The organism is Morganella morganii H1r (assembly GCF_000633515.1).
Taxonomy (GTDB): domain Bacteria; phylum Pseudomonadota; class Gammaproteobacteria; order Enterobacterales; family Enterobacteriaceae; genus Morganella; species Morganella morganii_B.
The window spans coordinates 26,163-50,310 of the sequence record NZ_AYMP01000018.1 but is presented as its reverse complement, the minus strand read 5'-3'; the positions used below and the strand labels follow the sequence as shown (position 1 = coordinate 50,310).

Here is a 24,148-nt window from a genome sequence, read left to right as displayed (position 1 = left end):
GCAGTCTCCTTAATCAAGCCGGCGGCGGGTTTTCAGGGCGGTCAGGCCGATAAACACAATCGCTGACAGGATCAGCAACACCAGGTTACTGATAATCACCGGCATAATATTGCCCGCCAGGAACAGTGTCTGCAGGCTTTCCACAAAGTAACGCGCCGGGATTACATAAGTCACCACCTGTATCGCCACCGGCATACTGTCGATTTCAAATACAAAGCCGGACAACATAATTGCGGGCAGAAACGCCGCATTCAGCGAAATCATGGCGGCGTTAAACTGATTGCGGGTTACCGTGGAAATCAGCAGTCCCATACCGAGCGCCGTGGCGAGATAAAGTGACGTTACCAGTGCCAGCAGCCACAGCGAGCCGTGATACGGCACATCCAGCACATAGACGGTTACCACCATACACAGCACCATGACAAAGCTGCCGAGCACCTGATAGGGCAGCAGTTTGGAGAGCAGCAGTTCCGTTTTGGTCACCTGTGTGGAAAGCAGGGCTTCCATGGTGCCGCGTTCCCATTCCCGCGCCACCACCAGTGAGGTCAGGATCGCGCCGACCACGGTAATAATGATGCTGATAGCCCCCGGGATAATAAAATGCTGGCTGATGGCCGCCGGGTTAAACCAGTAGCGCAGCCGGACATCAATGGGTGGTTCACTGCTGATCCCCCGATCCTGTGCCCGCTGCTGCTGCCAGATCTGCCAGATACCATTAGCGTAACCCTGCACAAAATTGGCGGTATTGGGTTCGCTGCCATCCGTAATCACCTGAATCTGTGCGATATCGCCCTGACGAGCCAGACGTTTGTCCAAATCCGCCGGGATCACCACAATACCGCGGATATGTCCCGCCTGAAGTTTATCGATTAATTCATGGCGGTTATCGCTGAGGGTGGCATCAATAAACGGAGAACCGGTAAATGAGCTGATCAGTTCCCGCGCCGGTTCACTCTGCTGATTAACCAGAATCCCGAGGCGCAGTTTTGATGAGTCCAGATTGATGCCGTAGCCAAAAATAAATAACAGAATCAGCGGAATAACAATGGCGATCAGGGCACTCGACGGGTCGCGGACAATCTGTTTGCTTTCTTTGATGCACAGCGCCCGCAGACGGCGCCATGAAAAACCGGAAGGTGTGCTCATGATGCGGCCTCCTGTGCGCTTTCTTTGTCATATTCCTCGACCAGTCCGATAAAGGCATCTTCCATTGACGGATCCGGATGGGTGTCATCCGCCACTGAGGCTTTCAGCTCATCGGGGGTGCCGGCGGCAATGATTTTGCCGTGATAGACCAGCCCGATGCGGTCACAATATTCCGCTTCATCCATAAAGTGAGTGGTCACCATCACGGTTACGCCTTTATCCACCATACCGTTAATATGCAGCCAGAATTCACGGCGGGTGAGCGGGTCAACCCCGGAGGTGGGTTCGTCGAGAAAGAGAATATCCGGCTCATGCATCAGGGCGCAGGCCAGCGCCAGCCGCTGTTTGAAGCCGAGCGGCAAATCTTCGGTGGTCTGGCGCAGGATCGGGGTGAAATTAAAGGCATTCACCATATCGTCGATTTTCTGCTGTTGTGCTTTGCCGCGCAGGCCGTAAACGCCGGAGAAAAATGTCAGATTCTGAGCGACCGTCAGATTGCCGTAGAGGGAAAATTTCTGTGCCATATAACCGAGGCGGCTGCGGGCTTTGGCTGAGCTGGTTTTCAGATCCAGTCCCAGCACCAGGGCTCGGCCGCTGCTGGGGATCATCAGGCCGCACATCATTTTGAAGGTGGTGGATTTGCCCGCGCCGTTCGGGCCGAGCAGGCCGAAAATCTCCCCGCGTTTGACCTGAAAATCTACATGATCGGTTGCAGCGAAATCGCCGAATTTTTTGGTCAGGCTGACGGCTTCAATCACGGTTTCATCGGGTGCCGCCGGGATCTGCGGCATAATCTGCGCCAGTTGTGAGCGGTGAGAAGGGCCGCCGCCGAGCAGATCAATAAATGCATCCTCAAAACGGGGCTTAGCGGGCAGCAGTTCGGTATCATGACATTTCAGTGCGCTGAGCAGGGCGCGGGTATCAGCCTGTGGTTTCACAATCAGCCGGACATAACGCCCCTGAATAACACCGTCAGACACCTGTGGCTGAATCAATGCCTCCTGTAAGAGGCGGCGGCGTTCCCCTGGTGCGGCAGCCAGCAGAAAAGAGCGGCCCTCCATGGTTTCTGTCAGCTGTGCCGGTTTGCCTTCATAAATCACTTTTCCCTGATTGAGCAGCAGCACATCACGGCACTGCTCTGCCTCATCCAGATAAGAGGTACTCCAGAGGATCAGCATGCCGTCATCGGCGAGAGAGTGCACCATCCGCCACAGTTCGCGGCGGGCGATAGGATCGACCCCCACACCCGGCTCATCGAGCAACAGCACCTGCGGCTGCCCGAGCAGCGTACAGGCCAGCCCGAGCTTCTGTTTCATGCCGCCGGAGAGTTTGCCTGCCATACGGCCGGTAAAACGGGTCAGATCGGTAAAGGTCAGCAGGCGGTCAAAAACTGCCTGTTGTTCATGGTGCGGCAGGCCGCGCAGTTCAGCGTATAAACGGAGGTTTTCCATCACGGACAGATCTTCATACAGCCCGAATTTCTGCGGCATATAACCGAGCTGTGCGCGCAGAGCGACACTGTCTTCAATCGGATCAAAACCGGCCACGCGGATTTCCCCGCTGTCCGGTTTCAGTAATCCGGCCAGCATGCGGATGAGCGTGGTTTTTCCGGCGCCGTCCGGCCCGGCAAGCCCGGTCACACCGCCGCCCCTGATGGTGGTGGTCAGCCGGTTAACCGCCGGATTATCAAGGCCGGGAAAACATTTTTCGACGGCACTGAGGGAGATAGTGATGTCTGACATCGTCTCTCCTTACGGCTGCTGCTCTTCATTATCAAAGCGGATGGTCACCGGCATTCCCTGACGCAGCAGCGGGTCGGCATCCGTCACCACAATACGCAGCCGGTAGACCAGATCTGTCCGCAGTGCAGGGGTTTCAACGGATTTCGGGGTAAACTCGGCGGTCGGGGAGACAAATCCGACATGCCCGTGATACGGTTTGCCCGGGCGGCTGTCGGTTTCCAGCAATACTTTACGGCCGGGCTGCGCCTGTCCCAGCTCACTTTCACTGACATACGCCCGCACCCACACCGGATTGGTCAGTGTCAGGGTGAACACGGTGCTGCCAGCCGGTAAAATGGTACCGGGTTCGATGGCGCGGGTCAGAATAGTGCCTTCTGCCGGTGCGGTCAGCCGGGTATCCGCCAGGTCAAGCTGCGCCTGCTCCACGGCGGCTTCGGCCTGTTTCAGCTGCCCGCGTGCTTCGGCAATCTCTTCTTTGCGGTAGCCGTTTTCCAGCTGGTTCAGTTTGTCCTGTGAGGCTTTCAGTGCCGCATCGGCCTGATTGCGCTGATTACGGGCATTTTCCAGGTCATTGGCGGAGATAGCACGGCTTTTCATCAGTCCGGCCTGGCGCTGATAAAACTGACGGGCAAATTCCGCCGCTGCCGTATTACGGGCAACATCGGCTTTTGCCTGCGCGATTTCTTCCGGCCGGTAGCCAGTTTCCATCATCAGTAATGCAGCCTGCGCGCTGTCCCGTACCCCTTCCGCTTTCAGCAGGGCGTGACGGTACGGCGTATCATCCAGCATACCGAGCAGCTCACCGGGCTGAACGGCCGCCCCTTCATCCGCATTCAGGGATTGCAGTTTGCCGCCGACACGAAAACCAAGGTTCACCGTCCGGATATCCACATTACCGTACAGCAGAGCAGGCCCTGACGGGCGTGACTCCCACCAGTACCAGCCGCCGGCACCGGCCAGCAGGATCAGAATAATGATAAGTATCCCGGTTTTTTTCATTGGCTTCATGAATGGATTCCTGGTGAGTTATCAGAGACAGTGGTGTATCAGTTCCGGTAATGCTGCTTTAATCCGCTGAGCAGCAGCCGGATATGTTCCCGCAGTACCTCGTTGATCATGTCATACTCTTTCGGGCCTATATTATCCCAGCCGGTCTGACGCAGCAGATTTTCCCGCGCCAGACGGAAAGACAATATTTCACCCATCAGGGCGTGTGTGTGGATAAGGGTATTGATATGTCCGTCCGGCAGCCCGGTATAACGGGCAACTAATCTGGCCTGACGGGTAAAAATCGCGGACAGCGCCTGTTCGTGGATAAGCGTATAAGCTTTGGTCGGAATTAATTGCTCGCGTGACATAATCCGGCTGATATTAATATTACTTTTCTTCAGCACCAGTTCATTATAGGCGAGAAAACTCAGCTCAATCAGTTGCAGACAGCGGTTTTCGTCCCGTTCGTCAGTCCCGTTTTCCAGAAACAGATCAATTTCTTCAATGACAGGACGGAATTCATCACGGATAATGTCGGCAATATGCTGTGCAACGGCCAGATACAATCCGTCTTTTGAGCCGAAATAATAAGCAATAGCTGCGATATTTTGATCCGCACGTTGTGCAATCTGGCGAGTAGTGGCACTATTTGGGCCGTTCAGTCCGAAAATCTCAATAGCGGCTTCCAGTAAAGCGAGCTTGGCTTGTTCGCCTCGCGGCGTATTAGTCGTATTGACTGACATGGCGTATATCCTTATAGGTGTGTCGGCATAAACGAGAGATCAATCATATGATTAACTGTATGCTCATCAGTATCTGTTGTAAATGAGCAGTAAGCAACGGATTGATCACAGGCGTATTTTATCGATATTTCTTCCGGAGTGACGGATTAATTTTCGACATTCAATTATCAGCAGGCCCCGCAGACAACAGACCGGGGCGGAGTCTTAACAATTCATGAGTTTTTCATCATTACCATTATGCCCGGAAATTCAGAAGGCCGTCGCAGAGATGGGCTACGAACAACCAACCCCGATTCAGATGCAGGCCATTCCGCAGGTGCTTGCCGGACATGACTTATTAGCCAGCGCACAAACCGGTACGGGAAAAACCGCCGGTTTTACCTTACCTATCCTGCAATATTTACAGGATAATCCGCGCAAAGGCGGCGGACGCCCGGTACGCGCGCTGATCCTGTCCCCGACCCGCGAACTGGCCGCTCAGATCGGCGAAAACGTCCGCGAGTACAGCCGCCATCTGCGTACCCGTTCTCTGGTCGTCTTCGGCGGGGTGAGTATCAACCCGCAGATGATGAAACTGCGCGGCGGCGTGGACATCCTGATTGCCACCCCGGGCCGTCTGCTGGATCTGGAACATCAGAATGCCGTGGATTTATCCAAAGTCGAAATTCTGGTGCTGGATGAAGCCGACCGCATGCTGGATATGGGCTTTATCCATGATATCCGCCGTGTTATTAAAAAATTACCGGTGAAACGTCAGAATTTACTGTTTTCCGCGACATTCTCCAACGGGATCAAATCACTGGCGAATACTATTCTCAATAATCCGGTGACGGTGGAAGTCTCCCCGCGCAACAGTGCCTCACAGCAGGTCACGCAGTTTGTTCACCTGGTGGATAAAAAACGCAAAGCAGAACTGCTGGCACACCTGATTGGCCGTGATAACTGGGAGCAGGTGCTGATTTTTACCCGCACCAAACACGGTGCCAACCGTCTGGCGGAATTCCTTAACGGCAGCGGCATCAAAGCTGCTGCTATCCACGGTAATAAATCCCAGGGGGCTCGTACCCGTGCACTGGCGGATTTCAAAAGCGGTGCTATCCGCGCGCTGGTTGCGACGGATATCGCGGCACGCGGCCTGGATATCGAACAACTGCCGTATGTCGTGAACTATGAACTGCCGAATGTGGCGGAAGATTATGTCCATCGTATCGGCCGTACCGGGCGTGCTGAGGCTACCGGCCTGGCATTATCACTGGTATGTGTCGATGAGCATGATTTATTACGCGACATTGAAAAACTGCTGAAAAAGCAAATCGAACGGATGGCTGAACCGGGTTACGATCCGGATCCGTCCATCAAAGCCGAACCTATCCAGAAAGCGAAGCAGGGTCGCGGCGGTAACGGCCGTTCCGGCGGCGGACGTCAGGGCGGACAAGGGCGCAGCGCCGAAGGCCGCGGTAACAGCGGTGGCGGCGACAAACGCCCGTCACGTCCGCGTCAGCACAAACCGCGTTCCGGCAACAGCGACTCCGGCAGCCCGTGGGGTAACCGGGGTAAATAACGGAACCGGCTCATGCGTGTTCTTTTAGCACCGATGCAGGGGGTCCTTGACCCCCTCGTCCGTCATCTGCTGACGGCGGTGAATGATTATGATCTCTGTATCACCGAGTTTGTCCGTGTGGTGGATATGCTGCTGCCGGAGAAACTGTTTTTCCGTCTCTGTCCGGAGCTGGAACACGGCGGTCTGACCGAATCCGGTACGCCGGTGCGGATCCAGCTGCTGGGGCAGTTCCCGCAATGGCTGGCGGAAAATGCCGCGCGGGCGGCGGAACTCGGCTCGCACGGGGTGGATCTCAACTGCGGCTGCCCGTCCAAAACAGTGAACGGCAGCGGCGGCGGTGCGACGCTTCTTAAAGACCCGGAACTGATTTATCAGGGCACCAAAGCCATCCGTGAGGCGGTACCGGCACATCTTCCGGTATCGGTGAAAGTGCGGCTCGGCTGGAGCAGTAATGCACATCAGTTTGAAATTGCCGATGCGGTGGCACAGGGCGGGGCAACCGAGATCACGGTGCACGGGCGCACCAAAGAAGCAGGCTATCGCGCGGATCTGATTGACTGGCCTGCGATCGCGGCTATCCGCCAGCGGCTCGCCATTCCGGTGATTGCCAACGGCGAAGTCCGGGACTGGCAGAGTGCGCAGCAATGTCTGACTGTGACCGGCTGTGATGCGGTGATGCTCGGGCGCGGAGCACTCAATGTGCCGAACCTGAGCCGGGTGGTTAAATATAATGTGCCCTTTATGCCGTGGCCGGACGTGGTGGCATTGCTGTACGGCTACACGCAGCTGGAAAAGCAGGGGGATACCGGGCTGTACCATGTGGCACGTATCAAACAGTGGTTCAGCTATCTGCACAAAGCCTATCCGCAGGAAGCGGATGAACTTTTTGCTGTGATCCGCCCGCTGAAAGATTCTGCCGCCATTGCACAGGCGATTGCCCGGGCTCAGGGCGCATAAAATTTGCTTTTTTTACCATATCGCACTTTAATTGACAGGTGAGCCGGATTTTTTCTTAACCCGTTAATACAGCAGGAGGTGCTGATGAATTTTCTGTCCTGGATTATTTTTGGCCTGATCGCCGGTGTGCTGGCGAAATGGATTATGCCCGGAACCTATAGTATCGGCATTATTATGACGATTGTGCTGGGTGTTGTCGGTGCTGTTGTCGGGGGATATATCAGTGTTTTCTTCGGCAAGGGGCGTGTCGACGGGTTTAATTTCGGCAGCTTTGTGGTCGCGGTGATCGGCGCGATGGTGGTGCTGTTTCTCGCCGGGAAGTTTGCGGGCTGACAGCCGTATAACTGATTTAAAAAATGCCGGAGCAACTGACGTGCTCCGGCATTTTTTTATGGTTCAATCGGCAGGGTGTCTGAACCGCCCCATTCCGCCCAGGAACCGTCATACAGACGGACATTCTGATGGCCGGTGAGCGTCAGCGCCAGCAGCAGTATGGCCGCTGTCATACCGGAACCGCAGGACACCACCAGGTATTTGCTTAAATCCACACCTGCATCACGGAATATCTGCTGAATCTGTGTCGGGGATTTGAAGATCCCGTTTTCCACCAGGGTATTCCACGGTACATTGCAGCTGCCGGGAATATGGCCGGAACGCACGCCGGGACGCGGATCCGGTGCCAGCGCCTGAAAACGGTCGGCAGAACGGGCATCGACAATCTGAATTTCCGGGTCCGTAATCGCCAGCAGCACATCATCTTTATTCACCGCATTATGACGCTGAAATTCCGGCACAAAGGTTTTCGCCTGCGGCAGCGGGATATCACCGCTTTCAGTGGTATAACCGGCACCGGCCCAGGCACTCAGCCCGCCCTGTAAAATGCGCAGATTTTTCACACCGAAGGTTTTCAGTGTCCACCAGGCACGCGGGGCGGAGAACAGGTTACCCTGATCATAAATAATCACCATGGTGTCATTATCGATCCCGGATTCACCGGCAGCCTGTGCGAACACCTCCGGTGACGGCAGCATATGCGGCAGCGGCGAGGAGAGATCAGCGACTTTATCCAGATCAAAATAGTGTGCGCCCGGAATATGGCGCTCAAGCCATAACTGACGGCAATCTGCGGGCTGACCGGGCGGCGCTTTGCTGACATCGAGCACAACAAGATTGTCGTCATTCAGGTGCGTGTGCAGCCAGTCTGCGGTCACAAAATAGTCTCGGTACATCGCAATTAACCTCGTTAGCAGGACGCAGAGTGCTACCGGGTTTCACCGGTGGTCGTATCCTGCGCCGTGGATGGAGTTTCAGGGGCAACCGAACGATTATACATATTCATTCCGGCAAGAAAAACGCCGCCGAGGGAGCCGAAGGCAAAAATAAAAATGAAAATAATCAATAATTTCTTCATAGATGTATTCTGGTCTTATCTGATGGAGCCTGTCTGCCGGACAAATCCGGGGCTATGTTGATTAATTGTAACAAACTATTGAAGCAACCGTATGCAGAAAATGAGCGGTATCGGCCCGGATATGCTGATTTTTTTTCTGTAGTGTGAAACAATAGCACCCTGTTTATTTATCCATAGGTTTTCAGATGCCCCTTTCCGCCACCGTCAAACAACAAATCAGCGCCTGGTACAAAGCTCTGCCGGCGCAGATTGACGGCTTTGTTCCGCGCGCGCCGCAGCGGGAAATGATTGCAGAAGTCGCCCGGACGATGGCGGGTGATGAAGGGCGGCATCTGGTGATTGAAGCCCCGACCGGGGTGGGGAAAACTCTCTCTTATCTGATCCCGGGCATTGCGGTGGCGCGGGAACAGCAAAAGCTGCTGGTGATCAGCACCGCCAATGTCGCGTTGCAGGATCAGATCTACAGCAAAGATCTGCCGCTGCTGGCAAAAATTATCCCTGATCTGCGTTTTACCGGTGCGTTCGGACGCGGGCGCTATGTGTGTCCGCGCAATATGGCGGTGATCGGCGCGGCTGAAGGGGAACAAATCGATCTGATGCTGTTGCTCGAAGATAAAGCGGATGTGGCAACGGCCTCTGAACGCGATACCGTGCGCAAGCTGCAGAATGATTTTACCTCTTTCGGCTGGGACGGCCTGCGTGATCACCACAAAACCGCTATTCCGGACAGCCTGTGGCGCAAAATCAGCACTGACAAACTCAGTTGTCTCGGGCGCAATTGTCAGTATTACTCGCGCTGTCCGTTTTTCCTGGCGCGGCGTGAAATTGAAAGTGTGGATGTGGTGGTCGCCAACCATGCGCTGGTGATGGCGGCAATGGAGAATGAATCGGTTCTGCCGGAAAGCAAAAAACTGCTGCTGGTGCTGGATGAAGGGCACCATATCGCTGATGTGGCCCGTGATTCTCTGGAAGTGGAAGGGGATATCACCCTGGTATCCCTTCAGGCGCAGCTGGATAACCTTTCCCGTTTTGTGACTCAGTATCTGCAACAGTTCCGCCCGGTAAAACCGCCGAAACTGGCAGACAGTACCCGTCTGCAGAAACATCTGGACGCGATGTCAGACGTGTACCGTGATGTGGCAATGTATACACAGGCGCTGCTGCCGGAGCAGGCGGCAGATCCGCATTATCTGTTTCCGCTCGGGGAATTGCCGGAGCCGCTGACGGCGGCGGCTCAGCAACTGTCAAAACAGACGGATGCCCTGCACAGCATGGTGGAGGGGATACTCAGTGATCTGAACGAACAGACGGCAAAACAGGATATTGTCCGTCTGCATAAAGCTATCCTCACCGCCGGTAAGTTTCTCGGTGCACTGGAAAACAGCGCCAAACTGTGGCGTCTGGCGGCGCTGTCGGAAATTTCACACGCGCCGGTCTCGAAGTGGCTCAGCCGCCGCTATGAAAAAAATCAATCTCACCTCTGGTTCCACTGTGCGGGCATCCGTGTCAGTGAACAACTGAGTCACCTGTTATGGCGTAATGTGCCGAACATTGTGGTGACCTCGGCAACCCTGCGTTCACTCAACAGTTTCAGCCGGTTGCAGGAAATGACCGGGCTGAGTGAAAAGGCGGATGACCGCTTTGTGGCACTCGATTCCCCGTTTGATCACTGTCGTCAGGGGCGCCTGGTGATCCCGAAAATGCATTATGAACCGACACCGGCAGATGAAGCCGCACATATCGGAGAAATGGCACGTTATTTCCGCTCACAGCTGGCGTCCGGTGAACACCGCGGCATGCTGGTGCTGTTTAACAGTCAGCGGGCAATGGATCTGTTTCTCACCCATGTGACGGATTTGCGCCTGCAACTGCTGGTGCAGGGGGATCAGCCCCGTTACCGGCTGGTGGAAACCCATTGCCAGCGGATCCGGGACGGGCAGACCAGTGTGCTGATCGGCCTGCATTCTTTTGCCGAGGGGCTTGATCTGAAAGGGGATTACCTGACTCAGGTACATATTCACAAAATCGCGTTTCCGCCGGTCACCAACCCGGTGATTATCACGGAAAACGACTGGCTGAAATCCCTGAACCGCTATCCGTTTGAAATCCAGAGCCTGCCGGGCGCGTCATTTACGCTGATCCAGCAGGTCGGGCGGCTGATCCGCAGCCATCAGTGTCACGGGGATGTGGTGATTTATGACCAGCGCCTGCTGACCAAACGGTACGGCAGCAGGTTGCTTAATGCATTACCGGTCTTTCCGATTGTGCGTCCGGATATTGAACCGGAAAAATAATATAAACGGATAACGGTTATTCTGCCGTGGCGGTAAAGGTCACATTACCGCCATAATCATTGATATTGCTGACAGTCAGATGGTCACCGCGTTTAACCGCTCTTTTTACCGTAATTTCCGAACGGCTTTTCGGTGTCAGCATAAAGGATTTATGCAGTATTTGTTTTTTATCCGCCAGCGTTATTTCCGTAATGGTAATGTGGTACGGCGAATTATTATTGACCCGTATTGAATGACTGCCGGACTGAAATGTAACCTGCTGTGTGGCGGTATTTCTGTCACTTAATCCGGCAGGGCGGTAAAAGACTTTAAACCGTGAACGGACGGCAAGTTGTATGGAATCTTTTGCCTCCGGTGAAGCTGTTTTACTGATCGGCGGAATATCCAGAACATTCAGCCACCACAGACTTTCTCTGTCAGACGGTATACTGCTTTTATCCATCAGCCGTATACGTAAATTTTGTACCACTCCCGGATTAATACGTGAAACCGGCGGGGTCAGTTCAAATGGCGTGACCGGCAGGTTCGCGGGCAGAGCGTCGGAATCTCCCGGGTCGAGCCAGTACTGAACAAATGCCGCAGTGGCGGATTTATTATCTATCCGTGCCGTAATATCGTGAGCACCTTCCGGATAAATATACCGTGTACTGTTCGCACTGATACCGTCAGCGAAAGAAAAGGCACTGATAAAATACACAATTAATAACAGATATGATTTCATTTTATTTCCCCGTTACGCACGAAGGAATACACGGACAGGTATTATTACTGAGATAATGGCCTGTCATGATTACGTATTAACGTATTCCCTTTATTTCATTTAATTTTATGCATTTTTTTTGTTTTTGAAATACGTATTTTTTCGCGATTCTGCGTATGCATCAGCAAATGCCATCGGAGTGTGATACCGGAAAGTATTTGAAAGAGGCCTGGCTGTGACCGGTATCAGGGTGAAACAAATCTCTTTGAGAGGAAAAGGGATTTTTTCACCTGCGGATTCCCGATATACTCTTCTGACAGATAATCAGTAAGTGACCGGTTTGCTGAAAATCATGGATAAAGGAAATATCATGAACGAAGAGAAAAAAGATTTGCAACTGGAGAAGGAACTACTCTCTTGTGGTTTTACCCAAAATGATGTGGCTAAAATTTATGAAGCGGCTGATAGCCCGGCACCCCATGATGTAATTAAAAGGGTCAGAGTTTTAAGTTCAACATCCATTGTTATGTTTATTCTGATTATCATTGCTATGACAGGAATGATATGGACTTTGGATAGTGATGAATATTTTATGACTGACTTAATTTCGTCAGTAGTTGTACTGATTTTAATGGCATCAGTCATTAACTATATGATGCCATTTAAAATAGGTATGAGGTCTATAATTTTTTTAATAAAAGAAAACAAATAAAGGCATCGGTTATTACACTGTCCTGATTTATTTTCCATATCATGTATTTCTGTTGTAAGTTATTTTCCCGGTCATGGTGTTAACTCAAATATATATTCGATATTATTAATATGATAAAATGACTGATCGGCAATGAAGTATGGAATTATTCTTTTCGCTGCTGAAAATAATAAAAAAACCGCCCGGAGGCGGTATAAAGGGTAGGATTGACTCACTAAGTCTTACTGTTTTTATTGTTGCGACACATACTCACACACGAGATGTTAATTTCAGACCGCAACCTGCCGGTTACGGTGCTGTATTTCTGATATTTATTCGATATTGGCTTCAATAAACCACAGGTACTGGTCGAGGTCACGGGAGGCGGCAGTAAACATATCTGCGGTATTTTCATCCTCAACGCGGCTGACGGCACGGCGGATATCGTTGGCGACGATAGCATAACGGTCGGCCAGTGCTTTCAGGTGATCCTGCACAGTGTGGATATCAGTCGGATAAGCCGGTAAAGCAGAGGCTTTACTTATCGCCTGCGAGGTACCGAGTGCCACACCACCGAGCTGAACAGCGCGTTCGGCAAAGGTATCCAGATGGCTGTTAAGGCTGTCGCGGAAGCCGTCCAGCATTTCATGTACAGCAATGAAATTGCGTCCGCGCAGATTCCAGTGTGCCTGTTTGGTTATCAGCGACAGGTCGATAAACTGCAGAACCTGATGATTCAGTTCATCAATGGTTTCCTGCTTAATATCATCAGTGACATCGTTACGGGTGTACACTAAGTGAGAAGCGGTGGTTTTCACTAATTTTGCGGTGCTCATTATTGTTCCCCTTATTTATTCCGTTAAACATTATTCAGTTAAACATTTCTGTTTCGATGGGGTTACTATAGGGCAGCACAGATAATAGTTAAATTCGATTAAAACTATAGAATCGATAGGCAAACCGGCACAAGGCCGGTTTCAGTATGGCAGGTGATTACTCAACAGATTTGATTTTTGACTTCGGTTTGATGGTCAGAGCCGCGCCCATGGAGGCGATGACAATGCAGCTCAGCGCCAGCCATTGTGCGAATGACAGATGCTCATGCAGGAAAATAATCCCGACCATTGCCCCAATCACCGGTTCAAGGCTCATCAGTATACCGAATGTCCGTGTCGGCAGACGGGTCAGTGCCACCATTTCCAGTGAATACGGAAAGGCCGTCGATAAGATGGCCACCGCCACCCCGACCGGCAGTACCGCCCAGCTGAACATCACACTGAGATCACTGTGATAGGCCCCTACCGGGAAAAAAATCAGCGCGGCGATAAGCGAACCGGCGGAAACGGTGGCTGCACCGTAAAACCGTCCGGCACGCTGGCCGAAAATAATATAGAGCGCCCAGCCCGCCCCGGCACCGAGGGCATACAGCATCCCGATCGGATCCAGTTGCTCAAGATCTCCGATCTGCTCACCGAGCGGCAGCAAAAAGGCCAGACCGGCGATCACCAGAATAATCCAGAGATAATCCGTTATTTTCCGTGCGCCGAACATGGCGACCGCCAGCGGCCCGGTAAATTCCAGAGCGACCGCAATCCCGAGCGGAATGGTGGACAGCGCCAGATAGAACAGATAGTTCATTATCCCGAGCGAGAGGCCGTATCCCAGCATCGGCAGCAGTGACTCCCGGGTAAAACGCAGCCGCCAGGGTTTAAAAATCACCAGCAGAATCGCCGTCCCCAGCAGTAAACGCAGGGCGGTCACCCCCGGGGCGCCGATAACCGGAAACAGGGTTTTCGCCAGTGAGGCGCCGCTCTGAATAGAAATCATCGACAGCAGCAATAAGCCGATCGGTAACCACGGAGAACCATTTTGCTGGCGGGGAGACGCAGACATGAAGAACCTCGGGAGCAATAAAAATGCGTTGAGACAATTAGTTATGTTGAATTGCATGCAAAAGGCAGCACTCATCATGCAATCTTAGCGGGGCGGCTGACGGATAGCAATTACAGATTTTAGAGGATATGAATCCGCAAACAGAGATTGCCTGATAACATAGCGAAATCTGACGAGTGCTATCTTCAGACCGCTTGCGTATACTGACTGCCGGTTTTTCATTTCATCACGATAAGGACAGGGCAGATATGCGGGATATTAAACGAATTGCGGTCTATTGCGGATCAGCAGCGGGTGCATCAGAGATTTACCGCCTTGAGGCCGTGAAATTTGCCCGGATTCTGGTTGAGCAGGGAATTACCCTGGTTTACGGCGGTGCCAGTGTGGGGATCATGGGGACGGTGGCGGATACCGTACTCCGCGAAGGCGGGAAGGCCATCGGCGTGATCCCGGCATTGCTGGAAGGGCGGGAAATTGCCCATAAAAATCTGACGGAGCTTCACCGCGTCAGCACCATGCATGAACGCAAAAGCAAAATGATTGAACTGGCGGACGGCTTTGTCGCCCTGCCGGGCGGCTTCGGCACTCTGGAAGAGTTTGCCGAGGTCTTTACCTGGAGCCAGATCGGGCTTCATCAGAAGCCGGTCGGGCTGATGAATATCAATAATTATTATGACCCGCTGCTGTCGCTGATCAGCAAAATGACCGATGAGCAGTTTATGCAGGAAAAATACCGCCATATGGCGATAGTCGAAACGGAGGGTAACGCGCTTATCCGCCGCTTCCGTGATTATGAGGCACCGGCGGTCAAAACTTACGATTAACCGGAGAACTCCATGATAATCCGCCCGGCCACACTGAATGATACTGACCGTATTGCTGAGCTTTATCAGCAGTTATTTACTCTGATGGCGGATTATCTCAGCCGGTGATACACACACTGGCGATTAAGCACTGATAATCAGGGCTGTTGCAGCGTCAGCATAGTGAGAAAAAATCAGCGGAAAGTATTACTGCTGCCAGAATCACAATCACCGCAACAACGGCTATGCCGGTCAGGGCAAACAAAAACAATTCTGCCGCAATCACACTACCGCCGCACAACAGGGCAATACGTGCGGCGATTTTATTTTCTTTTCGCATAAACCCGGCCCCGGCAAAAAACAGCGTCAGCAGTGCCAGTGCTGTTCCTGTATAGCCCGCATAACGGGCTGACTCCGATAACGCGCGCCGTTCTTCATCCGCCGGCGTGGTTTCCGCCTGATACTCATATCCCCGCAGTGCCGCTTTGGCAGCCTGTTTCATCGCACTGATTTTGTTATAAACCACCTGTTCGGCAGGCGGACGGCTTTCAATGTATTTATCGGTCTGATATTGCGCAAAAAAGAAGGCTGCCATGGCGAGCAGGCCGAGTAACATACCGGAAAAGCTGAACGGGTTTTTTCTGATAATCCGTTTCATGGTGAATATCCTTATAAAAAGAGCCTCTGACAGAGGCTCTTTAACTGTATACCGGAACGGTGTTTTTGTCAGTTGGTCAGATGAACGGTTTTACCACCGACAATGGTGCGCAGCACTTTCACATTGGCGATATCATCAGCAGGTATCTGAAACACATTGCGATCGAGCACAATCATATCCGCCAGTTTGCCCGGTTCCAGGGAGCCGAGAATATCTTCCCGGTGCTGGGCATAAGCCGAGTCAATCGTGGCGGCACGCAGTACTTCCGTGACAGTCAGATCACGGTCGGTGTCCAGACGCGGTGCAGGCTGGCCGTTGACCGGATGACCACGGCGGGTGGCTGCCACTTTCAGATCATACCATTCATCAAAATCATCAATCGGCCAGTCACTGCCGAACGCAACGACCGCACCGGCATCAACAAACTTACCGATAGGCTCCAGCTGCTGAAAACGGGTTTCACCGATCATATTGCGGGTGAATTCCGCCAGTTCCGCAGTCGGTGCCGCCCACTGGAAAGAGAGACAGGCAATGGTGCCGAGTCTGGCGAAACGCGCGTAATCTTTGGCATCCACCAGCTCATTGTGAGCCAGTCCCGGACGGATATCTTTGCCCGGATGCGCAGCCCGCATTTTTTCGATGCCGTTGAGTACCATATCAACCGCACCTTCACCGACAGTATGCAGATGCGGATCGTACCCGGCCGCTGCGATACGTTCGAGCAGGGCATCGATCACCTCTGAAGTAAAATAGAGATCACCGTAATTTTCCGTTTCACGCCAGTCCGGCTGTGCCGGGGTGCCGTGATTGATGCGGTATGGTTTCAGCAGGGAGGCGGTCATGGTCGGGAACTGAAGCACACCATCAACAAACATTTTGATGTTTTTTACCGCGATGCCCGGTTCCGGGCCCCATTGCGGCTGATGATAACGCTCCGCAAAGGCAACCGCGTTTTGCACGGCCTGCGGCACGGATGCCACATCCGGCGCATCATCCGGGGTGATTTCACGGGCAGCCTGCACACGCAGTGTCAGTTCACCCTGTTCCTGTAATGCACGGAACGCATCCAGCTGTAATTCCGCCACACGGGCATCCATGACCATGGTGACGCCCTGTTCATTGAGGACTTTCTGTACCAGACGGGCAACATCCACCGCACGGTCGGCCTGAATGGACGGAATACTGTCCGCCGCACGCATGGCCGGGGCATCCTCAAGGATACCGTTCAGTTCACCATTGGCGTGTTTGCCGATTTTACCGTCACTCGGTGCCGGGGTCTCTTTGGTGATCCCGAACAGGTCCAGCGCGCGGCTGTTGGCAAGCAGTGTGTGGCAGTCATTGGAGAACAGCACGACAGGGCGGCGGGTATTGAGTTTGTCCATATCTTCACGGTACATATCAATACCGGCCGGTAACATGCCCTGACGCAGCCAGGCGGTCACTTTCAGCCAGTCGTTTTCGCCGGTGCGCGGATCATTATCCAGATGCGCCTGCACACGGGCGAGGATCTCATCAATGGTCAGGGATTCATAATTCAGATGGCAGCCGAACAGCTGAATACCGCCCCAGAACGGGTGCATATGACCATCAATAATCCCCGGCATCATCATTTTGCCGTCGAGATCGATAAACTGCGTATGCTCACCACGGAATGCTGCCATGTCATCATTATCACCACAGGCAAGAATACGGCCATCAGCAATGGCGATGGCCCCGGCGACGCGGTTTTCCGCATCCGCAGTATAGATATAACCGTTGTGATAAATAATATCAGCGGCAGTCATGTTCATTATGCTCTCCAATCCTCATCAACAGAGTTAATTGATAATTAAGTGAGTTTCTTCTTCTGTGATTGACGGCGGACGGCGGGTAAAGAAGCGGGTGATCACACCGAGGTATACCACACCGATCCCCAGCCAGATCAGGCCGACAGTCAGTGCCTGAGCATCCAGGCTGGTCCACAGCCACAGGGTCAGCAGCACCCCGATCGCCGGTACCACCAGACAGCGCAGGATCACAGCAGCTGTCAGCGGTTCTTTCCGGTCAATAATAAAGTGTTTGATAACACACAGATTTACAAAGGTAAACGCAATCAGTGCGCCGAAGCTTATCATGGACGCCACCAGGCTCAGGGAGAGCACCAGTGCCATCAGTGAGGCGAGGGCGACAAACAGGATCGACAGCACCGGCGTGTTGAACCGGGCATGCAGACGGGCAAACACCGAGCGCGGCAGCACCCCTTCACGGCCCATGGCATAAAAAATCCTCACAATACTGGCCTGGGATGTCATTGCGGAGGCAAACACGCCGATCACATAGGCCGTAATAAAGGAGGATGCCATCAGTGCGCCGCCGACTTTTTCCATCACCTGAATACTGGCGATGTCGGTGTTCGGCAGGAAATCACGCCACGCCGGATAGCTCAGATGTGCGGCATAAGAGATAATGATAAATAATGTCCCGGCAATAAACACGGTATAAAGGATCGCTTTCGGCAGCGCCCGTTTGGCATCTTTGGTCTCTTCCGCCATGGTGGAGATGGCATCAAACCCGAGGAATGCGAGACACAGAACCGCTGCACCGGCAAACAGCCCTGACACCTGATCGGACATCACCGTCAGCGGGGCGAGCAATGCTTCTTTATCGAGCGTGAACGCGGAACTGAAGCTGAGATACAGGAACAGCGCGATAAATATCAGCTGCATCACAATGATCAGCATATTCATCGAGGTGACCAGTTTGATCCCGAGAATATTCAGCACAGAGACAATCACAATGGTGGAGACGATAATCAGCTCCATCGGCACCGACGGCAGGGCTTCATGCACAAAAATACCGATGGCGATATAGTTGATAATCGGCAGAAACAGATAATCCAGCAATTGCGCCCAGCCGACCAGAAACCCGGTATTCCCGCCGAAGACTTTCTGGACATAGGAATACGCAGAGCCGGCCAGCGGCAGTGTGCTGGTCATTTTACAATAGCTGAGTGCGGTAAACAGGACGGCTGTCAACGTAATAATATAAGCAACCGGTAAATGACCTTCACTGAGGACGGTAACCTGTCCGTAAGTTGTGAAGATACCAAGGGGCACCATATAGGCGAGCCCGAAGAAAACCAACGCGGGGGTATTTAAGACGCGTTTCATCTGCACAGTATTCTGTTGCATTTTTACAGCCCTTCCCAATAGCCTGAAACATGCCGCGGACATGGCGTCCCGGCACAGCACTTATTTTCCGGCCGTCAGCGGATGACGGTCAGTCTGCATTTATTTTCAATAAACCTCGCACCTTGCGTCTGCATCGTGCGCACTTTACTGAAACGTCAGTGATAAACGGGCCATCACCACACGCTGGGGTAAATGCAGGCGGCGTACAATATATGAGTTATCTGTATTTGGCAATAAAAGTTGAACAGGATAATGACAAGGATAAACCCTCCTTACCGGTCGTGCTTTTCCGGCCTGTTATCAGCTGTACCGAAAACATCGTTATCGGGTATATATTCCATTAAATTCAATGCAATACCTGTTTCATTTAATAAATTAATGTGATTGGCAATACATTACGTGACATAACGTAATAAACGGCGGATAACCGATAAATAAAGATAAAGTAATCGCGCGTCATGTTCCTGTCATGATAACGGGTGTGGCCTCTCCGTCTGTCAATAACGGATCCGGCAGTCAGGAACAATTTCCCCGCATTTTTGTCCTGTTCGTTTGGTCAAAATGCGTTTTTACCGGGATATTAACGATGCGTTAATTCTCTTAAAGTATGAACGAAATCGTTTGCTTTTGTTTTTTGCGGCTATAGAATTCGTCAGATTTTTTTGGCCTGAGAAAAGCAACAGGAGGTAATTGTGTCCGGGGATAAAAATTACAGTCATGGGCCTGTGCCCATATCCGCGCGGAAAGGCGGGCTGGCATTAACCTTTGTAATGCTGGGTTTGACCTTCTTTTCCGCCAGTATGTGGACCGGAGGTGCTCTCGGTACCGGTCTCAGTTTTAATGATTTCTTCCTCGCAGTGCTTATCGGTAATCTTCTTCTTGGTGTCTACACCGCTTTTCTTGGTTTCATTGGTTCCAAAACCGGCTTAACAACCCACCTTCTCGCGCGTTACTCCTTCGGTATTAAAGGCTCCTGGCTCCCTTCATTCTTACTCGGCGGCACACAGGTCGGCTGGTTCGGTGTCGGCGTGGCCATGTTTGCCATTCCGGTCGGCAAAGCAACGGGCTGGGATATCAACTGGCTGATCGGCATCTCCGGGGTGCTGATGACGGTGACGGTTTTCTTCGGCATCTCCGCGCTGACCATACTGTCCGTGATTGCGGTCCCGGCGATTGCCATTCTCGGCAGTTACTCGGTTTATCTCGCGGTAACCGGGATGGGCGGCATGAGTGCATTGCGTGATGTGATCCCGGCACAGCCGATTGATTTTAATCTGGCGCTCGCCATGGTGGTCGGTTCGTTTGTCAGTGCCGGTACGCTGACAGCGGATTTTGTCCGTTTCGGCCGCAAACCGAAAATTGCGGTGCTGGTGGCGATTATCGCCTTCTTCCTCGGTAACTCACTGATGTTTATCTTCGGTGCCGCCGGAGCTGCGTCTCTCGGTATGGCGGACATCTCAGATGTGATGATTGCCCAGGGTCTGTTATTACCGGCGATTATTGTTCTCGGCCTGAATATCTGGACCACCAATGATAACGCGCTTTATGCCTCCGGCCTGGGGTTTGCCAATATTACCGGGCTTTCCAGCAAAACCTTATCTATCGTCAACGGGCTTATCGGCACACTGTGTGCCCTGTGGCTCTACAATAATTTTGTCGGCTGGCTGACCTTCTTATCCGCCGCTATCCCCCCAATCGGGGGCATTATTATTGCCGATTACCTGATGTACCGTCACCGTTATGAAACCTTTGACCGCAGCAAAATGCGTGATGTGAATGTCAGCGCACTGCTGGCGGTGGCGGCAGGTGTGATTGCCGGACACTGGCTGCCGGGGATTGTGCCGGTGAACGCAGTTCTCGGCGGGGCATTAAGCTATGCTGTCCTCAATCCGTTACTTAACCGTCGTCGTACAACCAACCCGGAGATGACCCGTGCTTAATCAAACCGTAAAACATATTTTTAATGCCCGTCTGCCGGATCGCGATGGCCTGTGGCGTATCGACATCGATAATCAGCGTATTACCGCGATTGTGCCGCAGCCGGAGGGGGAAGTACTGCCGGAGAGCCTGGACGCCGGAGGCGGTCTGGTCACCGCGCCGTTCGTCGAGCCGCATATTCACCTCGATACCACCCAGACCGCCGGGGAACCGGCGTGGAACCAGTCCGGTACCTTATTTGAAGGCATTGAACGCTGGGCGGAACGCAAAGCGCTGCTGACACACGACGATGTGAAAACCCGCGCCTGGCAGACCCTGAAATGGCAGATTGCCAACGGCATCCAGCATGTCCGCACCCACGTTGATGTCTCCGATGCCACCCTGACCGCGCTGAAAGCGATGCTGGAAGTGAAGCAGGAAGTTGCGCCGTGGGTGGATTTACAGATTGTTGCGTTCCCGCAGGAAGGGATTATGTCCTATCCGAACGGTGAGGCACTGCTGGAAGAGGCGCTGCGTCTGGGCGCGGATGTGGCGGGGGCTATCCCGCACTTTGAATTTACCCGTGAATACGGGGTGGAATCCCTGCACAAAACCTTTGCGCTGGCACAGAAATATGACCGCCTGATCGACGTGCATTGTGATGAAATCGATGATGAACAGTCCCGTTTCGTGGAAACGGTTGCCGCGCTGGCACACCGCGGGGGAATGGGGGCGCGTGTTACCGCCAGCCACACTACGGCGATGCACTCGTATAACGGTGCTTATACTTCCCGCCTGTTCCGTCTGCTGAAAATGTCCGGTATTAACTTTGTGGCGAACCCGCTGGTGAACATTCACTTACAGGGGCGTTTCGATACGTATCCGAAGCGCCGCGGGATCACCCGTGTCAAAGAGATGCTGGCGGCGGATATTAATGTCTGCTTTGGTCACGATGATGTGTTTGATCCGTGGTATCCGCTGGGCACTGCTAATATGCTCCAGGTGCTGCATATGGGGCTGCATGTCTGTCAGCTGATGGGGTACGGTCAGATTAATGACGGGCTGAAACTGATCACGGAATACAGTGCGCGCACCCTGAATTTACAGGATTACGGCGTGGCGGAAGGCAAACGCGCCAGTCTGCTGATCCTGCCGGCGGAAAACGGGTTTGATGCTGTCCGCCGCCAGGTGCCGGTGCGCTACTCTGTCCGTGACGGTCGTGTGATAGCAGAAACACAGCCTGCCGTCACACAGATCCATCTGGATAAACCGGAGACTATCCGTTACAGCCGCACACCTCGCACTGAGGATCAGGCTTAAGGTTAATGGTGCGGAACTGCATGCGCATCGCATCAAAAAGCACCACTTTTCCGCTGCTCACCTGCCCGTAACCGGTGAGCAGTTTAATGCACTCCATCGCCTCCAGGGTGCCGATGGTGCCGACCAGCGGTGCCATCACACCCGCTTCCACACAGGTCAGACTGTTCTCCCCGAATAACCGGCTCAGGCAGCGGTAACAGGGTTCCCCTTCCTGCCAGGTAAAAACGGAAATCTGTCCTTCCATGCGGATAGCGGCACCGGACACCAGCGGGATCTTCAGCTGATGACACGCGCGGTTCAGCTGTTCGCGGACGGCGACATTATCGGTACAGTCCAGTACCACATGGTGAGACTGAATCAGGGCGGTCAGCTCATCATCATCCAGCTGTTTGGTGACCATTTCGGTATGACAATGCGGATTGACCGCTTTCAGCGCAATGGCGGCGGATTCTGTTTTTGCCATCCCGATGCGGGCATCGGTGTGCAGGATCTGGCGCTGAAGATTGGAGAGCGACACGGTATCAAAATCCAGCAGGGTGAGATGCCCGATACCCGCCGCTGCCAGATACTGTGCCGCTGCACACCCGAGTCCGCCGAGGCCGGTGATCAGCACCCGTCCGGCTTTCAGCGCTTCCTGACCATCAAAATCAAAGCCGCGCAGTACGATCTGACGGTTATAACGCAGCGTTTCTTCATCACTGAGCTCAATATGTCCGGGTTCAGTCGCCATCAGTCGTTCTTCAGTAAATGATTAAAAAATTCGATTTCAACGGTTTCACCGGCAGCAACCGCACCGCGCTCACGCTCCAGCACAATAAAGCAGTTGGCGAGGCTGAATGAACTGAAAATATGCGAACCCTGATCGCCGGTGGTTTTGACCACCATCTGACCGGATTCATTCACCCCGGCAATTCCGCGCTGGAAATCCAGACGACCGGCGGATTTTTTCAGCGGCGTGGTGGCGACGGCTTTAAACCGCATCGGCGGCTGCCACTGACTGAAACCGGACAGGCGGGCGATCAGCGGCTGCACCAGCTCATAAAAGGTGACGGTGGTGGAGACCGGGTTACCCGGCAGACCGCAGAACCAGGCGTTATTCAACTTACCGAAAGCAAACGGCTTGCCCGGTTTGATCGCCAGTTTCCAGAAATTAATTTTGCCGATCTCATCAAGAATCTGCTTGGTGTAATCCGCTTCGCCGACAGACACGCCGCCGCTGCTGATCACCAGATCAGCCTGTGAATCTGCTTTCTCAAAGATGGCGCGCAGAATGTCCGGATTATCCGGGATCACGCCGAGATCAATCACATCACAGCCGAGCTTTTCCAGCATCAGACGCACCGCAAAGCGGTTGGTATCATAAATCTGTCCGTCCCCCAGCGGCTGGCCGACAGCCTGTAATTCATCACCGGTGGAGAATACCGCCACTTTCAGTTTATGTACCACGGACAGTTCCGCCAGACCCAGTGAGGCGATCAGCGGAAGCTGGGCGGCAGCCAGTTTGGTGCCTGCCGGTAAGACTTCGCTGTGTTGTGCGATATCCTCACCAACACGGCGGATATTCTGTCCGGCGGTAATCCGGGCGGTAAAGGTGACCCCTGCATCGGATACTTCCGCTTCTTCCTGCATCACCACAGTATCCACACCAGCTGGTACCGGTGCGCCGGTCATAATACGGACACATTGTCCGGCCGGTAATTCACCGTTAAACGGCACACCGGCCAGGGCGCGACCGGCAACCGGCAGCGGGGTTTTTCCGTCCCAATCGGACAGGCGTAACCCGTAACCATCCATTGCGGAATTATCAAATGGCGGTACATTGATAGGCGAAATAACAGGGGAGGCAGTGATCCGCCCGGCGGCATCCGTCAGCGCGATAGTTTCAGTACCGGTGATCGCGGCCGGGGTCGCGAGCAGCTTATCCAGTGCTTCCTGTAAAGAGATTAACGAAGAGGTGTGACTTTCTGTCGGATTAGCCATGATGCTGTTTCACTCCCGGCGCCTGCTGGGCGCAGATAAAACGGATAATAAAGAGAAGGGCATTATGGCAGACTTACAGCACAAGTTGAATGATGTGGCACAAAAGCGTGAGCAACAGATCTGATTCCGGAAGTCATTATTGTATTTTAAAGGCTTCTTTTGGTATAACGAA

23 protein-coding genes are annotated in these 24,148 nt (G+C 53.2%); 9 read left to right on the top strand and 14 right to left on the bottom strand.

All coding sequences use genetic code 11. From position 1 onward, the window contains the following. Window positions 1-9 precede the first annotated feature (9 nt). The 4 genes from U868_RS0111390 to cecR are packed head-to-tail and all read right to left on the bottom strand — an operon-like array spanning window position 10 to window position 4,621. Window positions 10-1,146, bottom strand: a complete 1,137-nt coding sequence (locus U868_RS0111390) for an ABC transporter permease (RefSeq protein WP_029991058.1) — start codon at window positions 1,144-1,146, stop codon at window positions 10-12. Further along, window positions 1,143-2,888, bottom strand: a complete 1,746-nt coding sequence (locus U868_RS0111385; RefSeq protein WP_025153407.1) for an ATP-binding cassette domain-containing protein — start codon at window positions 2,886-2,888, stop codon at window positions 1,143-1,145. The genes U868_RS0111390 and U868_RS0111385 overlap by 4 nt, the downstream gene beginning before the upstream one ends. A gap of 9 nt (window positions 2,889-2,897) precedes the next feature. Next, the gene (gene hlyD / locus U868_RS0111380) at window positions 2,898-3,896 is read right to left on the bottom strand and encodes a secretion protein HlyD (protein WP_025153406.1); all 999 of its coding nucleotides are present in this window, start codon (window positions 3,894-3,896) and stop codon (window positions 2,898-2,900) included. Window positions 3,897-3,934: 38 nt separating this feature from the next. Continuing rightward, complete coding sequence (gene cecR, locus U868_RS0111375; RefSeq protein WP_025153405.1) at window positions 3,935-4,621, bottom strand: transcriptional regulator CecR; 687 nt, start codon at window positions 4,619-4,621, stop codon at window positions 3,935-3,937. 214 nt (window positions 4,622-4,835) lie between these two features. Here cecR and rhlE point away from each other — a divergent pair, with 214 nt between their 5' ends. The 3 genes from rhlE to U868_RS0111360 all read left to right on the top strand — a co-directional run bounded on the left by rhlE (window position 4,836) and on the right by U868_RS0111360 (window position 7,472). Then, window positions 4,836-6,182, top strand: coding sequence for an ATP-dependent RNA helicase RhlE (gene rhlE / locus U868_RS0111370; protein WP_025153404.1), 1,347 nt, complete (start codon window positions 4,836-4,838; stop codon window positions 6,180-6,182). A gap of 12 nt (window positions 6,183-6,194) precedes the next feature. Then, complete coding sequence (gene dusC, locus U868_RS0111365; protein WP_025153403.1) at window positions 6,195-7,139, top strand: tRNA dihydrouridine(16) synthase DusC; 945 nt, start codon at window positions 6,195-6,197, stop codon at window positions 7,137-7,139. A gap of 84 nt (window positions 7,140-7,223) precedes the next feature. Continuing rightward, window positions 7,224-7,472, top strand: coding sequence for a GlsB/YeaQ/YmgE family stress response membrane protein (locus tag U868_RS0111360; RefSeq protein WP_004235708.1), 249 nt, complete (start codon window positions 7,224-7,226; stop codon window positions 7,470-7,472). Between the two features lie 56 nt (window positions 7,473-7,528). Here the strand turns inward: U868_RS0111360 and sseA are convergent, their stop codons facing one another. Continuing rightward, window positions 7,529-8,368, bottom strand: coding sequence for a 3-mercaptopyruvate sulfurtransferase (gene sseA / locus U868_RS0111355; RefSeq protein ID WP_025153402.1), 840 nt, complete (start codon window positions 8,366-8,368; stop codon window positions 7,529-7,531). A 32-nt stretch (window positions 8,369-8,400) separates the two neighbouring features. After that, the gene (locus U868_RS25720; protein WP_205275509.1) at window positions 8,401-8,550 is read right to left on the bottom strand and encodes a hypothetical protein; all 150 of its coding nucleotides are present in this window, start codon (window positions 8,548-8,550) and stop codon (window positions 8,401-8,403) included. 185 nt (window positions 8,551-8,735) lie between these two features. Here U868_RS25720 and dinG point away from each other — a divergent pair, with 185 nt between their 5' ends. Continuing rightward, window positions 8,736-10,844 (top strand): ATP-dependent DNA helicase DinG, encoded by a 2,109-nt coding sequence (gene dinG / locus U868_RS0111345; RefSeq protein WP_025153401.1) that lies wholly within the window; start codon window positions 8,736-8,738, stop codon window positions 10,842-10,844. Window positions 10,845-10,860: 16 nt separating this feature from the next. On the opposite strand, the gene U868_RS0111340 is transcribed toward dinG, so the two are convergent. Continuing rightward, the gene (locus tag U868_RS0111340) at window positions 10,861-11,565 is read right to left on the bottom strand and encodes a fimbrial biogenesis chaperone (RefSeq protein ID WP_025153400.1); all 705 of its coding nucleotides are present in this window, start codon (window positions 11,563-11,565) and stop codon (window positions 10,861-10,863) included. Between the two features lie 349 nt (window positions 11,566-11,914). Here U868_RS0111340 and U868_RS0111335 point away from each other — a divergent pair, with 349 nt between their 5' ends. Beyond that, complete coding sequence (locus U868_RS0111335) at window positions 11,915-12,256, top strand: hypothetical protein (RefSeq protein ID WP_025153399.1); 342 nt, start codon at window positions 11,915-11,917, stop codon at window positions 12,254-12,256. A 311-nt stretch (window positions 12,257-12,567) separates the two neighbouring features. On the opposite strand, the gene dps is transcribed toward U868_RS0111335, so the two are convergent. After that, window positions 12,568-13,071, bottom strand: a complete 504-nt coding sequence (gene dps, locus U868_RS0111330; protein WP_025153398.1) for a DNA starvation/stationary phase protection protein Dps — start codon at window positions 13,069-13,071, stop codon at window positions 12,568-12,570. Between the two features lie 157 nt (window positions 13,072-13,228). Then, window positions 13,229-14,128, bottom strand: a complete 900-nt coding sequence (gene rhtA / locus U868_RS0111325; RefSeq protein ID WP_025153397.1) for a threonine/homoserine exporter RhtA — start codon at window positions 14,126-14,128, stop codon at window positions 13,229-13,231. Window positions 14,129-14,376: 248 nt separating this feature from the next. Between rhtA and U868_RS0111315 the strand changes: the two genes are divergently transcribed. Beyond that, window positions 14,377-14,952 (top strand): TIGR00730 family Rossman fold protein, encoded by a 576-nt coding sequence (locus U868_RS0111315; protein ID WP_025153396.1) that lies wholly within the window; start codon window positions 14,377-14,379, stop codon window positions 14,950-14,952. A gap of 154 nt (window positions 14,953-15,106) precedes the next feature. Here the strand turns inward: U868_RS0111315 and U868_RS0111305 are convergent, their stop codons facing one another. From U868_RS0111305 to U868_RS0111295, 3 genes are all read right to left on the bottom strand, one after another. Next, window positions 15,107-15,589 carry a hypothetical protein gene (locus U868_RS0111305; RefSeq protein ID WP_025153395.1) on the bottom strand — a complete coding sequence of 161 codons (483 nt, stop codon included), beginning with the start codon at window positions 15,587-15,589 and terminating at the stop codon, window positions 15,107-15,109. A 68-nt stretch (window positions 15,590-15,657) separates the two neighbouring features. After that, entirely contained in the window at window positions 15,658-17,379 is a 1,722-nt protein-coding gene (locus U868_RS0111300) for an amidohydrolase (RefSeq protein ID WP_025153394.1), read from the bottom strand. A gap of 27 nt (window positions 17,380-17,406) precedes the next feature. Beyond that, a complete protein-coding gene (locus tag U868_RS0111295; RefSeq protein WP_025153393.1) occupies window positions 17,407-18,759 on the bottom strand; it encodes an APC family permease in 1,353 nt (450 codons plus the stop codon). A 692-nt stretch (window positions 18,760-19,451) separates the two neighbouring features. On the opposite strand from U868_RS0111295, the gene codB reads away from it, so the two are divergent. Beyond that, window positions 19,452-20,699, top strand: a complete 1,248-nt coding sequence (gene codB, locus U868_RS0111285) for a cytosine permease (RefSeq protein ID WP_025153391.1) — start codon at window positions 19,452-19,454, stop codon at window positions 20,697-20,699. After that, entirely contained in the window at window positions 20,692-21,996 is a 1,305-nt protein-coding gene (locus tag U868_RS0111280) for a cytosine deaminase (RefSeq protein WP_025153390.1), read from the top strand. The genes codB and U868_RS0111280 overlap by 8 nt, the downstream gene beginning before the upstream one ends. Here U868_RS0111280 and moeB read toward each other — a convergent pair. Then, the gene (moeB, locus tag U868_RS0111275) at window positions 21,953-22,726 is read right to left on the bottom strand and encodes a molybdopterin-synthase adenylyltransferase MoeB (protein ID WP_029991055.1); all 774 of its coding nucleotides are present in this window, start codon (window positions 22,724-22,726) and stop codon (window positions 21,953-21,955) included. The two genes, U868_RS0111280 and moeB, sit on opposite strands and share 44 nt — an antisense overlap. Further along, entirely contained in the window at window positions 22,726-23,976 is a 1,251-nt protein-coding gene (moeA, locus tag U868_RS0111270) for a molybdopterin molybdotransferase MoeA (RefSeq protein WP_025153388.1), read from the bottom strand. Before moeA ends, moeB begins: the two co-directional genes overlap by 1 nt. Here moeA and U868_RS26175 point away from each other — a divergent pair. Continuing rightward, on the top strand, window positions 23,975-24,100 hold the full coding sequence (locus U868_RS26175; RefSeq protein WP_004241683.1) for a hypothetical protein: 126 nt from the start codon (window positions 23,975-23,977) through the stop codon (window positions 24,098-24,100). The two genes, moeA and U868_RS26175, sit on opposite strands and share 2 nt — an antisense overlap. Window positions 24,101-24,148 lie beyond the last annotated feature (48 nt).